The 14793-nt window shown below is 38.3% G+C and carries 14 protein-coding genes; 6 read left to right on the forward strand and 8 right to left on the reverse strand.

Annotated elements, in window-relative coordinates:
- Nucleotides 1-152: 152 nt before the first annotated feature.
- The 6 genes from AXA65_RS13485 to AXA65_RS13510 all read right to left on the reverse strand — a co-directional run bounded on the left by AXA65_RS13485 (nt 153) and on the right by AXA65_RS13510 (nt 6563).
- Nucleotides 153-749, reverse strand: a complete 597-nt coding sequence (locus AXA65_RS13485; protein WP_228391682.1) for a hypothetical protein — start codon at nt 747-749, stop codon at nt 153-155.
- Between the two features lie 28 nt (nt 750-777).
- The gene (locus AXA65_RS13490) at nt 778-1422 is read right to left on the reverse strand and encodes an HD domain-containing protein (protein WP_063970634.1); all 645 of its coding nucleotides are present in this window, start codon (nt 1420-1422) and stop codon (nt 778-780) included.
- Nucleotides 1422-2261: a serine aminopeptidase domain-containing protein gene (locus tag AXA65_RS13495; RefSeq protein ID WP_063970618.1), complete on the reverse strand. Its 840-nt coding sequence runs from the start codon at nt 2259-2261 to the stop codon at nt 1422-1424. The genes AXA65_RS13490 and AXA65_RS13495 overlap by 1 nt, the downstream gene beginning before the upstream one ends.
- A gap of 56 nt (nt 2262-2317) precedes the next feature.
- The gene (locus AXA65_RS13500; protein ID WP_063970619.1) at nt 2318-3226 is read right to left on the reverse strand and encodes a PfkB family carbohydrate kinase; all 909 of its coding nucleotides are present in this window, start codon (nt 3224-3226) and stop codon (nt 2318-2320) included.
- A gap of 74 nt (nt 3227-3300) precedes the next feature.
- Nucleotides 3301-3945: a DUF4241 domain-containing protein gene (locus AXA65_RS13505; protein ID WP_063970620.1), complete on the reverse strand. Its 645-nt coding sequence runs from the start codon at nt 3943-3945 to the stop codon at nt 3301-3303.
- A complete protein-coding gene (locus AXA65_RS13510; protein ID WP_063970621.1) occupies nt 3945-6563 on the reverse strand; it encodes a valine--tRNA ligase in 2619 nt (872 codons plus the stop codon). Before AXA65_RS13510 ends, AXA65_RS13505 begins: the two co-directional genes overlap by 1 nt.
- Nucleotides 6564-6679: 116 nt before the next feature.
- On the opposite strand from AXA65_RS13510, the gene AXA65_RS13515 reads away from it, so the two are divergent.
- From AXA65_RS13515 to rmuC, 3 genes are all read left to right on the forward strand, one after another.
- On the forward strand, nt 6680-7168 hold the full coding sequence (locus tag AXA65_RS13515) for a DUF1573 domain-containing protein (protein ID WP_063970622.1): 489 nt from the start codon (nt 6680-6682) through the stop codon (nt 7166-7168).
- A gap of 81 nt (nt 7169-7249) precedes the next feature.
- Nucleotides 7250-8128, forward strand: coding sequence for a PPK2 family polyphosphate kinase (locus tag AXA65_RS13520; protein ID WP_063970623.1), 879 nt, complete (start codon nt 7250-7252; stop codon nt 8126-8128).
- Nucleotides 8129-8311: 183 nt separating this feature from the next.
- Nucleotides 8312-9655, forward strand: coding sequence for a DNA recombination protein RmuC (gene rmuC, locus AXA65_RS13530; protein WP_063970625.1), 1344 nt, complete (start codon nt 8312-8314; stop codon nt 9653-9655).
- A gap of 213 nt (nt 9656-9868) precedes the next feature.
- Here the strand turns inward: rmuC and hemB are convergent, their stop codons facing one another.
- Nucleotides 9869-10861 (reverse strand): porphobilinogen synthase, encoded by a 993-nt coding sequence (hemB, locus tag AXA65_RS13535; protein ID WP_086048204.1) that lies wholly within the window; start codon nt 10859-10861, stop codon nt 9869-9871.
- A 106-nt stretch (nt 10862-10967) separates the two neighbouring features.
- Here hemB and AXA65_RS13540 point away from each other — a divergent pair, with 106 nt between their 5' ends.
- On the forward strand, nt 10968-11315 hold the full coding sequence (locus AXA65_RS13540; RefSeq protein WP_063970627.1) for a T9SS type A sorting domain-containing protein: 348 nt from the start codon (nt 10968-10970) through the stop codon (nt 11313-11315).
- Between the two features lie 92 nt (nt 11316-11407).
- Complete coding sequence (locus AXA65_RS13545; protein WP_063970628.1) at nt 11408-13090, forward strand: OmpA family protein; 1683 nt, start codon at nt 11408-11410, stop codon at nt 13088-13090.
- Here AXA65_RS13545 and AXA65_RS13550 read toward each other — a convergent pair.
- Complete coding sequence (locus AXA65_RS13550; protein ID WP_063970629.1) at nt 13077-13508, reverse strand: VanZ family protein; 432 nt, start codon at nt 13506-13508, stop codon at nt 13077-13079. The genes AXA65_RS13545 and AXA65_RS13550 overlap by 14 nt on opposite strands.
- Before the next feature lie 52 nt (nt 13509-13560).
- Here AXA65_RS13550 and AXA65_RS13555 point away from each other — a divergent pair, with 52 nt between their 5' ends.
- Entirely contained in the window at nt 13561-14625 is a 1065-nt protein-coding gene (locus tag AXA65_RS13555) for an NAD(P)-dependent alcohol dehydrogenase (protein WP_063970630.1), read from the forward strand.
- Nucleotides 14626-14793 lie beyond the last annotated feature (168 nt).

A 14793-nucleotide genomic window follows, 5' to 3' on the forward strand; every position in this document is an offset into this window, starting at 1 on the left:
ATGAAATTTGGTTTTAGACTTTTGATTTGTAAAACTCGTTTCAAAATTAGGTCATCATCGCAGCCCGACTTGAGTGGAAATCCTTTTTTGTGGCTGGATTAGCGCTGGAAAAAAGATTGGGAACGGAAGGCGGATAAAGCTGCCCAAATATTCTACTTTTTCTTGTTGCTTCGGAAAAGTAAAACGGCGTTGAGGAAAATCAAAAGTAAATCCAACGTGACCCAAATGCTGAGCTTGATGTTCTCGTACTTCAGCTCTGCAACTTTTTCTGTGGCGATGGTCGAGAGTTTCAAACTGTGGTTGATGTAATTGCGAACCTCGATGATCTTGTCCTCGTTTTTGTTCGGGACTGCAACTTGTGAAAAGTAAACCAAGTTGCCTTTTCCAATGTATCCAACGACCCAAAACTCATTGGATTTCTGCATATTGAGATACTCTATCCTAAAATATTCTGGGCGGACCTGACCAACGTGTTTGGAACTGAATTTTTGATATTCAGGCACTTGGTCTTGAATCCTGATGATGTAAAAATCTATCGGCTGCGGCAAGTAATTGATGACCTGAACCGCCAAAGAGTTCTCCAAAAACTGAGAAACGCTCCTTTCCACGAACCAAAACGTGAAGTATGTGGCTGCAGAAATGGTAATAATTGTGCGGACGACCTTGTTCCAAAAACTCCATTTTCCCCCTCGGACAGCCGAAAGAAATAATGCAATGATGAGAAAAATTAGGATTAAAATGATCAACATTGAAACAAAGATAATGGTTTCTCTTTAATTAAAAAGTGACATTCCATTCTTTGTAGAATTCGTCCAGGAACTGAAGCATGAATTGATGTCTGTGTTCCGCAATTTCTTTGGCAGTTTTTGTATTGAGCAGATCCTTCAGCAGCAACAATTTTTCATAGAAATGGTTGATCGTAGTTCCGTTTGATTTTTTGTATTCTTCTTTGGATTGCGTCAATTTTGGTTCGATATCCGGATGGTACATCAGATTGTTTTTGTAGCCTCCAAAGTTGAAAGTTCTTGCAATTCCTATCGCACCAATGGCGTCTAATCTATCCGCATCTTGGACGATCTTCAGTTCCAAAGGCAGATCTTTCGGCGCTTCATTTCTATTTTTGAAGGACATATTTTCTATGATGAAAATGACCTTGTCGATGGTTTCCTGATCTACTTTTTGTTCGGTCAGAAATTCGGTTACGATCTTTGTGGCGATGGTTTCGTCGCCGTTGTGGAATTTTGGGTCAGCGATGTCGTGCAAAAGTGAGGCTAATTCGATGATCAACTTGTCTCCACCTTCTTTTTCCTGAATTTTCAAGCTAAGCTTCCAAACACGTTCTATGTGAAACCAGTCGTGGCCGGACTCTGTTCCTTCTAATTTTTCTTTTACTAATTCTATTGTTTTGTTGATCAATTCCATTAATTCAATTCTTTTAAAATAATATTCCAAAGTTTCCTGTTGTAGCTTCGGAAAAAGTTGATGTGTCCTATTTCGTTCTTTTCGGATTCGGAGGTTTTTACTAATCTGTAAGTTGGTCTCATATTCGGGTAAGTGTCTTCCAAAAGAGACCTCACGCCTTTTTCTGTGAGCCACGCATCGTCTTCTGCTCTTATGACAAAAACCTTTTGAGTCAGCTCTTTTGAGTGATCCTTTACCTTTTCCAACAACCTATTTGTTGACCTTTTATTAAGAATCAAAGTTCGCCAATCGAAAGCACTTCCAGCCGGTAAACTTTCGCCAAGTCCGAACCAATTGCCTGGGAAATAGCCCAAGATCTTTGTTGACAACGGCTGTGCAATTCCGAAGCCAAGATAAGCCTCGATCTTTGTTTTGAACTTTAAATTTCCAACAAAAGCATTCTGAGTTCCCACGAAAAAAAATCCCTCAAACATTTTCGAATCTTCATTCATTCCCAATATCAAGGCACCTAGCGAATGTCCGAGACAGAATTTTTGATAACCTTGAAAATTGGTTTTAATATAATTGGTTAACGCTTTGTAATCCTCAGTTCCCCAAATTCTCATTGATGCTTTGAAGCCTTTCATCTTTTTCGGTTTCGAAAGTCCAATCCCGCGATAATCATAGGTGATCACCGTAAAACCCTGATCACAGAAAAATTGTGCAAATGAAAAATAAATTTGCTGTTTCACACCCGTTGCCGAGTTGATCAATAATAATTTATCATTTGGATCTGTTGGTTCAAAAAAGTGGCCAGACAAGGGATAATTGTCATCAGTTAAAACATCGATACTTTTCATGAAAAGCGATTAGATTTCAGTAAAAGTAGAAAATTTTGTTCGGGTAAATGTAAGTATTAATATGCGTGGGATATCAATTCCTTCATTTCTTTAAGATAAGGCAGACCTTTCTGAGAACCTCGGTAATCGGCCGCTTTCAAAGCAACTTCATTTCCAAATTTCACACAATCCTCGATAGAATTCCCGTGTAGGAAAGCAATTGAAAATCCAGAAGTAAATGCATCTCCCAAGCCCATGCTGTGCGATTCTGTACTTGGATTTTTTCGAAAATATTTCATTTCTGAGCCATCAAAGTAACTTGTGCTGTTGGCGCCATCTCTCACAAACAATTTATTCGGAAGATGTTTCATGATATCTTCATGATTGCCTTCGCCAAAGATAATTTCCAGATCGGTACTTTTTGCAACAATGAAAGTTGCGTAGTCTATGATCTCGTCGGAAAGCCGGCTGGCAGGTGCCGCGTAGATCCCAATTTTCCGATCCAATTTTTTAGCTTTTTGGAAAAGATATTCCACTGTTTTGGCAGGAATTTCCATTTGGGTCAGGATCAGATCTGCAACGGCCAAATATTTCTCCGCCTCATCTACATTCTTTGGGGCTAAGTTATAGTTGGCTGCAGGAACCACTGTTATTGCATTTCCCTCGTTGGAAGCTGTAACATAGGCCGTTCCTGTCGCTTCGTCCTCATCTTCGTATACGTAGGCCACGTTCACTTCCTCATCATCCAGATTTCTCAATACTTGCTGACCATACGGATCCATCCCAATACAACTTACAAGCGATGTGTTTGCACCCAATCTGGATGTCGCAATTGCTTGGTTTGCCCCTTTTCCTCCCAAAAAACTTTTCAAATTATCGGCAAGAACAGTGTTATTGGCTGTCGGGATCTTGGAAGTTTTCATGATCAGATCAATGGAAGAACTTCCTACAACTACGATCTGCGGTTTTGTATTACTCAGTTTCATTTGCTAACATTCAATGTTTTCAAAGGTCAAATAGAATCGCTAATTGCGATTTCATTAGAGGCTAAAGTAATAATTTAATCCATACCAATTTCTATAAATTCAGAAATTAACTTAACCACCTGATTATCTTTGGAATAACCAATATACGTTGCATAGAATCCTTCGCCATAACCTGTCTCGAAAGCGACGATGTTTTCCTTTTTGTCCTGATAAGGTTTCAAAATTGAGAATTGGTCGATTGCGCCATTTTCGTCAAAAAAATGCGAATGGAAAAACTCCTCATAGATTCCCATAAACTGATCGCCTTTTTTCTTGAATAATTCTTTTTCTAATGTATTCAAAGCATTCTGAGCATCTTTGTCCATAAAGCTTCCCATCCCAGATTCTACAAGATAACCGTAAATCTCTTCGTCTTTCAGATCTTTCAAATTCTGATTATCACACAAAGCCAATTTCCAGTTTTCTGCCACTTTATTTTTATCAAAGACAATCTCAGCATAAGCAACACAATTGGATTCGGTTTCTTTATAAATATGAACCGGAAAATCACCTTTCGGAAACTCCTGCGTGAAAGCCGAATGATCTGGCGAAATCAAAGGATCACTGGCTACGATGAAACCTGAAGAAATGTGAATTTCTCCAGCTTCATACGTTTCCAGAAGTGGGTTTTCTACAAAATTTTTGGAGAATAGTTTTTTTATGTTTTCTATGTGTGTCATTATAAACTTTTCAGTTTTTCTTCTAAAAGAACAATTTTATCCTGCGCGTCTTTCTGTTTTTTACGTTCGATTTCTACAACTTCTGGTTTTGCGTTGGCTACGAATTTCTCATTTGAAAGCTTTTTATCAACCGAAATTAAGAATCCTTTCAGATATTTGATTTCTTCTTCAGTTTTGATTTTTTCTTCTCCCAAATCAAGGTTTTCGCTTAATGGGATTGAGAATTCATTAGAACCAACCAAGAATGTGAAACTAGGTTTATCGGTTTTCTGGGCAAAATTGATTTCTGAAATATTGGATAATTTCTGAATTACCTCAGCATCTTTTAGTTCTGTCGCATTTGTGAAAACTTCCACAGATTCTCTTGGCGAAATTCCTTTTGATTGACGGTAATTTCTAACGCCGGAGATCACTTCTTTAGCAAAATCGAAATCTTTGATGGTTTGTTCATTATAACTTTCAGATTTTTTCTGTTGCGTGATGATCAGAGCTTCATCAATTTTTCTATCCGAAATCGACTGCCAAAGTTCTTCTGACAAGAAAGGCATAAATGGATGCAACAATTTCATCAATTCCTCAAAATAAGCAATTGTTTTTTGGTAAACATCTTCACTAATTGCTTCGCCGAAATTAGGTTTTACAGCTTCAAGATACCATGAGCAGAAATCGTCCCAGATCAGTTTATAAACCAAATGCAATCCATCAGAAATCCTGAATTTCGAGAATTGATCTTCGATCTCGCCAACCGTTTTGTTCAATTGTTCGCCGAACCATTCGATGGTTTGAAGGTCGTGGTTTTGCGCTTTGATAGATTCGTCTCGTTTCCAGCCTTGAATCAATTTGTAAGCATTCCAAATCTTCGTAGCGAAATTTCTTCCCTGCAACATAAGATCTTCATCAAACAAAAGATCATTTCCTGCAGCGGAACTTAACAAACTTCCAACACGAACGCCGTCCGCACCATATTTCTCAATCAAATCGATTGGATCTGGAGAGTTTCCAAGTTGCTTGGACATTTTTCGTCTTTGTTTATCTCTCACGATTCCAGTGAAATAAACGTTTTTGAAAGGTACTTCTTGTCGGAATTCCAATCCAGCCATGATCATTCTGGCAACCCAAAAGAAAATGATATCCGGACCAGTTACCAAATCCGCAGTTGGATAATAATAATTGATATCTTTGTTTTCCGGATCCAAAATCCCTTCAAAAACCGACATTGGCCACAACCAAGAGGAGAACCAAGTGTCAAGCGCATCTTCGTCCTGTTTAAGGTCAGAAGCTTGAAGTTGGGAGTTGGACGTTTTTTCTTGTGCTAATTTTACCGCATCTTCAATATTTTCAGCTACAACAAATTCATTTTCGCCCGTTCCGTAATAGAACGCCGGAATCTGTTGTCCCCACCAAAGCTGACGCGAAATGTTCCAATCGTGAACATTCTCCATCCAATGGCGATAGGTATTTTTGAATTTTTCAGGATGGAATTTGATTTTATCATCCATCACAACATCCAAAGCTGGTTTTGCCATTTCTGACATTTTAAGGAACCATTGAACAGAAATTTTCGGCTCGATTACAGCGCCAGTTCTTTCAGATGTCCCCACTTTATTCACATAATCTTCCGCTTTTAGAAGAAGGTCTTTTTTTTCTAATTCCTTAGCTATTTCTTTTCTAACGGTAAATCTTCCTTGACCTTGATAATGCATTCCGTGTTCGTTCAGAACAGCATCGTTGTCCATAGAATCGATGATCGGCAAGCCGTGTCTTTGTCCGATTTCATAATCATTGATATCGTGAGCCGGCGTGATTTTCAACGCTCCCGTTCCGAATTCAATATCAACATAATCGTCCTCGATAATAGGAACTACTCTACCAACGATTGGAACTATTACGTTTTTACCTTTCAGATGTTGATATCTCTCGTCATTCGGATTTACACAAACGGCAACATCACCGAAGATAGTTTCTGGACGTGTCGTTGCAACAGTTAAGAAATCTTCTGTCCCTTCAATCTTGTATTTAAGATAGAATAATTTTCCATTTTGTTCTTTGAAGATCACTTCTTCGTCAGAAATATTGGTTTGAGCTTCCGGATCCCAGTTTACAACTTTATATCCGCGATAGATCAATCCTTTATTATAAAGATCAACAAAAACCTTGATTACTGATTTGGAAAGATTTTCTTCCATCGTGAATCTCGTTCTGTCCCAATCGCAAGAACAACCCAATTTTTTCAATTGTTCAAGGATGGTTCCGCCGTATTTTTCTTTCCATTCCCAAGCGTGCTTCAGGAATTCTTCTCTGGTAATATCTTTTTTACTGATTCCCTCAGACTTCAGTTTCGCTACAACTTTCGCTTCTGTTGCGATAGATGCGTGATCCGTCCCAGGAACCCAACAAGCATTGAAACCTTGCATTCTCGCTCTTCTGACCAAAACATCTTGGATCGTATTGTTCAACATGTGTCCCATGTGCAGGATTCCAGTCACGTTCGGGGGTGGAATTACAATCGTATAAGGTGGTCTGTCATCCGGCGTTGAGTGGAAATATTTGTTTTCCAACCAGAAGTCGTACCATTTTTGTTCAGTTTCTTGTGGGCTATATTTGTCAGCGATCTGCATGTCGTAAGTTATTTATAAGTTGCAAAAATAAGATAATGTGAAAAAATTAACATCACATATTTAAATTATTTATAACTTTGTTACTTAAAAGTTTAATTATACTAAAACAAAAAAATATGAAAAAGATTCTTGCAGGATTATTTATGACAGGAGCTTTGGCTTTTGCATCTGCTCAAACTATCTCATTTGACAAAACAACTTTTGATTACGGAAATGTAAAAGCTGGAGCTGATGGTCACAGATTTTTCACTGTAAAAAATACTGGTGACAAGCCACTTATCATTAGTGAAGTGAAACCTTCTTGCGGATGTACAACTCCAGAATGGAGCAAAGACCCGATCTTGCCAGGTAAAACTGCTCAGATCAAAGTTGGATACAACACTGGGATCAAAGGTGCTTTCAACAAATTGATCGAGGTTTATTCTAATGACCCTGCAAACAACCGATCTGTACTTTACATCAAAGGTAATGTTGAAGATGTTGCTGGCGTAAACCAAGAGGCTAAATTGACAGTTTCTTCTCCTGTAGCTACTGCCAAAGCACAACCCGCAGCTAAGTCTGTAAAAGTTGCCAAAACTGCTAAAAAAGTAGAAGCTGCACAATAGTTAAAAAATCTACAAATTTATATTGCCGTCTCGTTTTCATAACGAGGCGGTTTTTTTTATATTTACATCAAATCAAATATTATGGATTACAACTTCTCCGATGATTTTCTAATCAAAGAAAACTCAAAATTCGAGATTGGGAAACATGAGACAAAATACAGCGGAAAGATCAACAAAGACGAGGCAAAACAGCTTTTGGAAATCGAAAAGGAAAAACTTCGACTGCTTCAGGAAAAACTCTATGCGGACGGAAGTCAATCTTTATTAATTGTTCTCCAAGCGATGGATGCTGCGGGAAAAGACAGTTTGATAGAACATGTTTTCGGCGGCGTAAATCCGCAAGGCTGCGAAGTGACCAGCTTCAAAAGTCCTAGCACCAAGGAATATTCTCACGACTTTATTTGGCGTCATTATATTGCACTTCCTGCAAAAGGCAAGATCGGAATTTTCAACCGTTCTCATTACGAGAGTGTTCTCGTTTGCAAAGTTCACCCAGAATATAACCTCAGCGAAAAAACTTGGACCGATGTCAAACAATTTGATGACAAATTCTGGGACAACAGATACGAAAGCATTAGAAATTTCGAAAAACATCTGGCAAACAACGGAACCAAAATCATCAAAATCTTCCTAAATGTTTCTAAGGAAGAGCAGAAAGAAAGATTCCTAGACAGAATCAAGGAAGAGGATAAAAACTGGAAATTTGCGGAAGGCGACCTTACAGAAAGAGGCTATTGGGACGATTATCAGAAAGCTTACGAGCAAGCGATAAAAAAAACTTCGACCGAATCTGCACCTTGGTTTGTGATTCCAGCTGATCAGAAATGGTTTTCCAGAGTTGCTGCAATCCAGATTATTATTGATAAGTTGGAAGAAATGGACCTAAGATTCCCCGAACTTTCCGGAAAAGAGAAAAAGGCTTTGGTTGATTCTAAAAATAAGCTGGAAAACGAGAAGTAAAATGATAAATATTTGGGCAGCTTATCAGTCCTCCGTTCCCAAACCTAACGGAGTGGTTCGACGAAGTCAATCTTTTTTGCAGACGATTTCACTTCAAATACAACTTGAAGACCAAGCAAAAAAGGATTTCCACTCAGACCGGGCTGCGAGCAATACAATAGTTACAAATATCTCTAACAAATAATGTTGACTTTATATATACTTTTTGGAATAATCATCGGTGCGGTTCTCGTATTTCTTTTAATGAAAGCCAGTTCCGTCAGCAAGAAAAACTTTGATAACGCCTATGAAAAACTGATTCGGGCGCAGGAAAACGAACTCAACTATCAACAGAAAATTGAAGAACTGAAACTTTCCAATCTTGAATTGACGAAAGAAAATTCATTGATCCAAAAAAGTAAGGAAGAATTGCTTTTCACCAACGCGGAACTCAACGCACATTACAAAAACCTGCAGGAAAATCTAGAACATCAAAAAGAGGATTTTGTAAAACTTCAGGAAACAAACCGACTTCAGTTTGAGAAAACAGCGAATCAAATTCTGGAACAAAAATCTGAAAAGTTCACGCAACTCAATCAAAATCAGTTAAAATTAATTCTTGAACCTTTTCAGGAGAAGATCAACGAACTGAAAAATACAGTCAATGAAACTTACGACAAGGAATCCAAAGAGCGTTTTTCTCTTGGCGAAAAAGTGCGTGAACTGAAAGACCTGAACCAACAAATTTCCGAAGACGCCAAAAAGCTAACGCGCGCTTTGAAAGGCGAAAGCAAAACCCAAGGAAATTGGGGCGAAATGATTTTGGAAAGTATTTTGGAGAAATCTGGATTGAGGAAAAATCAGGAATACTTTATGGAGCACGAACTCCGTGATGAAAATAACAAAGCCATCTTCTCCGAATTTTCCGGTAAAAAAATGCGTCCAGACGCGGTTGTAAAATATCCAGACAATAGAAATGTCATCATTGACAGCAAGGTTTCTCTCACCGCTTTCGTAGAAATGACGGATGAAACGGATGCCGAAATTTTCACCATCAAACAGAATCAGCATTTGCAATCGGTTAAGAATCACATCGTGCAGCTAAGTCAGAAAGCTTATGATGATTTCGATAAATCCTTAGATTTTGTAATGATGTTTGTTCCAAGTGAAGCCGCTTATATGACGGCTTTGCAAACCGACCCCAATCTTTGGAATTTCGCCTATGACAAAAGGATTTTGTTATTGAGCCCAACCAATTTGATAACTTCTCTCAAACTGGTTCAAGACCTTTGGAAACGCGAACATCAGAATAGAAATGCGATGGAAATTGCAGACAGAGGTGCGAAATTGTACGACAAGTTTGTGGGATTTGTCGATAATCTGGAACGCATTGGGAAGAATATTGACCAGGCGAAGAATTCTTACAATGATGCTTTCAAACAGTTGAGTTCGGGGAATGATAATTTGATCCTTCAAACTCAGAAGTTGAAAGGTCTTGGAATTAAGAATAAAAAAAATCTTCCTCAAAGTTTGGGTGAGGAAGATTGATTTTTTTTAAATTTCCAGGTGTACAGGTCACCACTCTGTGGCTTTCTCTGAGGGAATGGAAAAACTTTTATAAAGCAAAGTTTGGATAACAAAACCCATAGCCCCGATTGCAACGGCATCCTTTTTTGCTTTTTCACAAATCGTGTTTCTAAAACCAAATGTGATTAAAGCAAAAAAGATATAGTGGAAAGCGGGATTAAGCTCCTAAAAAATTTATCTGTTCAAAAGTTTTGCAACTTCGGGAGCGGCGTAGGTGAAGATCATATCGGCACCGGCACGTTTGAAACTGGTCAAGCTTTCTATGAGAACTTTGTCGTTGTCCAGCCAGCCGTTTTGAGCAGCAGCTTTCAACATCGCATATTCGCCACTGACTTGGTAAACGGCAATTGGTTGCGTGATGAGTTCTCGGATCTTGGAAACGATGTCCAGGTAAGGCATTCCGGGTTTTATCATGATGATGTCGGCACCTTCGTCCACGTCTTTCAAAGCTTCGTCTATGGCTTCACGGGAATTGTGGAAATCCATTTGGTATGTTTTTTTATCTGCCGGAATATCTTGATTATCAACCGGCGCGCTGTCCAAAGCACTTCTGAAGGGTCCATAGAACGCACTTGCATATTTGGCGGCGTAGGACAAGATCCCAACATCCGTGAATCCGTTTTCTTCCAGACCTTCGCGCATCGCTAGAACTCGGCCATCCATCATATCGCTTGGTGCCAAAATGTCTGCACCAGCTTCTGCAAGGGAAACTCCCATTTTCACAAGTGCTTCTACTGTGGAATCGTTGTCTATCTTTCCATTTTTGATGATACCGTCGTGACCATAAATAGAGTACGGATCCAGGGCGACATCTGGCATAATGATAATTCCAGGAACGGCGTCTTTGATTGCTTTTATAGCGTTCTGCATCAATCCGTTCGGGTTCCAAGCTTCTTTTCCGGTGTTGTCTTTTAGGTTCTCGGAAACCTTCATATAGAGATTGATGGCTTTGATTCCAAGATCATAATTTTCTTTGACAGTTTTGACCGTAAGATCTAAACTTTGTCTAAAAACGCCTGGCATAGATGATATGGCTTCTTTTTTGTTATCACCTTCTGTAACGAACATTGGCAACACCAAATCGTTTGTTGTGAGACTGGTTTCACGCACTAGCCTTCTGATAGAATCGTTGGTTCTGAGTCTTCTATTTCTTGAGATCATCTTTATTAAAAATATTTATGCAAATTTAATTATACTTTTATGGATAGACTATTGCATAAGTAATTTATTTAAAATATATTTGTTGTAATTGTTCAAATACAGACTAAAGCGAATGAAAAAACTTTTATTCTTTATCATATTTACGGTAGTATCAGTGGGATTTTCGGGAGAAATGAAAGCACAAACTGCACGTACAATTTCTAACCAAAGAACCGATGATGGTGTTTTGGTGGCTTATCCTAATCCTACGAAGGACGTCTTATTGCTAAAATCAAAAGATGTTTCTGTTAAAATTAAAACAGTGACTTTCTTCTCGATTTTAGGAGCTCAAGTAGGAGAATATAATATCAACAGCAACAATGCTGAGCTTAGACTTGACAAACTTCGTCCAGGGAAATATCTGATGAGATACACTTTGGATGACAATACGCAGAAGATCACCCAGATCATCAAACAGTAAAAATTTTGTTTTCAACATACAATGCCGGTTTATAGCCGGCATTTTTATTTATTAATTTCTGTAAATTTGTGGAACCAAGAAAGCCTTAATAAATGAGAAAATATTATCTCCTTCTCCTCATACTTTTAGTTCAAAATTTTAATTCGCAATTCAGGAATTCTTTATACGATGACAATCAATTCAATATCTCTTTGCGAGGTGGATTGGATTTTCCTTCGTATGATAATCAAACAAAATATATTGATTACAAACCGAATTTGAATCTGGGAATTTCTGTAGATTATTATTTTAATTGGATAGGTTTGGGAATCGATGCAGATTATCTCAACAACACACCGAAAAGTTCTTATCCAACAGAGAATTTATATTTAGGAAATACAAAACTCTCTGACCCAACTTTGAGTGAAAATAAAATCCAGCGCTATTTCTTTGGAATTGGTCCCAACTTGCGATGGGTAATCAATGATAATATGGGATTAACGTTCAAGTTAAAAGGGGGAATTTCCAATATCAAAGGTGGCGAAACTTCACTGGCTTCAACCAATGGAGCAACTGTTTACAATCTTAATTCTCATCCAGGATATGACGAGAAAAATAGTCTATCTGGTAAAGGTCAATTGGAGTTCAATTGGTTCTTCTCGGAGAATGTTGGGTTGAATGTCGGTGGCTATTACCTTCAGCATTTTAAAGCAAAAGATCTGGTTGCAAACGGGAATTTGTCGGGTTATATTCCTTTTACTTTCAATAATAATCAGAATATGATATCTCCTGCAAATGCTGAAATTAGAACTTCGGCATTGGAACACGAGATCCATTCAGCAGGTGTTTTTGCAGGGCTTACATTTAGATTTTCAGGTAAAGATGCAAGTCCAAATTATGGATTATCTGTCATTGCACGAGATAAAGAAACAGGAGAACTACTGCCAGATACCTTTGTAGAACTTTATAAGAATGGGAAACGCGCTTACTTTGCAAGGACCAATGCGCAAGGTGTTGCGTTCTTCAAAAATATCAAGCCTGAGAATTATGAGATCAAAGGAAGTCTTTACAATATTGATTTAATTTCTGCAAAGGCTGAGAAAAATGAGTTCGTCAAAAATGCGATGTTGAAGAAGGAGATATCGACAGATAAGGAAACTTTTTTTGTGAAAGGACAAGTGAATATTTGCAATTCCAAAGACCCATTGAGAGAGGTGACAGTTGTCATCAAAAACACTCAAACAGAAATTGTTCACGAGATAAAAACGAATATAGAGGGCAAGTTCTATTTCAGAGCTGATAAGAATACGACCTATAACATCTATGGTAAAAAGGGAAATTACTTTTCACAAACCGAAACTGTCACTTCCAAAAACGTAGACAGAAGCAACACACTTTTTCTGAATCTTCAAGTTTGCATGGAGGAAACCACTTGTGGAAAACCTATTAATCTTAAGAATATCCATTACGATCTGGATAAATATTTTATCCGTGAGGAAGCAAAGGCGGAACTTAATAAGATGGTGCAGTTCATGAAAGACAATCCAACCGTAAAAGTTGAATTGGCCTCTCACACAGACTCCCGAGCTTCTGATGATTACAACAAAATATTGTCTCAGAACAGAGCAAACGCTGCAGTTGATTACTTGGTATCGAAAGGAATTGTCAAATCTCGTTTAAAACCAATTGGATATGGAGAAACAAAACTTTTAAATAAATGCAGCAATGATGTAAATTGTACAGAAGCTCAACATCAGACAAATCGAAGGACAGAGATGAAGGTTATTTGTCCTTAACAAAGAAAAACTTTTTGTAGATAAGAAAACCAATGACAGCACCTAATGTATTGAGGATGATATCATCAATATCGGCAAAACCTCTTTTGAAATAATATTGTGAGAACTCTACGATATTAATGACAATAAAAAACGCAAATACAAACCATTTGAATTGATTGAGTTTTGGATAAAGAATCCCGAGAAAACCGTAAGGGATAAACAGAATGATATTCCCAAAGATGTTCTTGACAAATTCCAGCTTATCATATCTGATGACGTTCATTGTATATTCGTCGATGGTCTCAAATGGAACAGTCTTGATTGTAAAAAGAGTGGTCTCCGAATAACGAAAAGATGCAAAAAAAAGCAAATACAAGATCCAAACGGTATAGACATTGATAAGTGCAGGATAGCATTTATAAAGTAGTTTTTTCATCAAGAACAAGATAGATCATTAATAGTAATTTCAAGTAAAAATATTTAAAAATATGCACACACACAAAGTAAAAGCGTTCGGGACAGAAGCTCCCGAAAACGATTTAGAATTAATAACGATAGAAAGAAGAGAGATCCAGCCAAAAGATGTTGAAATAGACATCATGTATTGCGGCGTTTGCCACTCGGACCTTCATACAGCAAGGAATGATTGGGGTGGCTCGGTTTACCCGGCAGTTCCAGGCCACGAGATCGTTGGAAGGATCACGGGCGTTGGAAGTGAGGTGACCAAGTTCAAAGTGGGAGACCTTGCAGCTGTGGGTTGCATGGTAGATTCTTGCAGAACTTGCAGCAGCTGCGCTCAAGATCTAGAGCAGTTCTGTGAAAATGGATTCACTGGAACTTACAATGGAAAAGACAAGTATATCGACAATCAAAGAACGTACGGTGGTTACTCAGAATCTGTAGTGGTAGATGAGCATTTTGTTCTACATGTTCCAGAAAACTTAGATTTGGCTGCCGTTGCACCACTTCTTTGCGCTGGAATCACCACTTGGTCGCCTTTGAAACATTGGAATGTGAACGAGAACTCAAAAGTAGCTGTAGTTGGATTGGGTGGACTGGGACACATGGCCATCAAATTGGCAAAAGGTCTTGGCGCGCACGTTTCATTATTCTCCAGAAGCGCTGGAAAGACGGATGATGCTAAGAAATTAGGCGCAGACCAGGTAATCATCTCGACAGACGAAGAGGAAATGAAAGCTGCCCTTAACAAGTTTGACCTCATCATCGATACGGTTCCTTATGAGCACGACATCAATCCTTATATGAATACTTTGACAGTGAACGGGACTTTGGTTTTGGTAGGATTTATCGGCGAGTTCGAGAATGACTCTGTAAGTACCAAACCTATGATCTACAAAAGACGTTCTGTTGCAGGATCATTGATCGGTGGGATCAAGGAAACTCAGGAGATGCTGGATTTCTGTGGTGAGAAGAATATCGTTTCCGATATAGAGATCATCAAAATGCAGGACATCAACGAAGCTTACGAAAGAATGCTGAAAAGCGATGTGAAGTACAGATTCGTGATCGATATGAAAAGTTTGAAGGATTAACTTCTGAACTAAGGCTTCTCAAAGTCTTCAATAAATGAAAAAAGGGAGCACACATCTTGTGCTTCCTTTTTTGTTTTGATGACCATCAAAAATCGAATTCTTACTATGATCCAAGTTCTCTTCTAAAAAACAACCGCATGTTTTGATAAAAACATCAAGACCTTTTTA

This window comes from Chryseobacterium sp. FP211-J200, assembly GCF_001643375.1.
GTDB lineage: Bacteria > Bacteroidota > Bacteroidia > Flavobacteriales > Weeksellaceae > Epilithonimonas > Epilithonimonas ginsengisoli.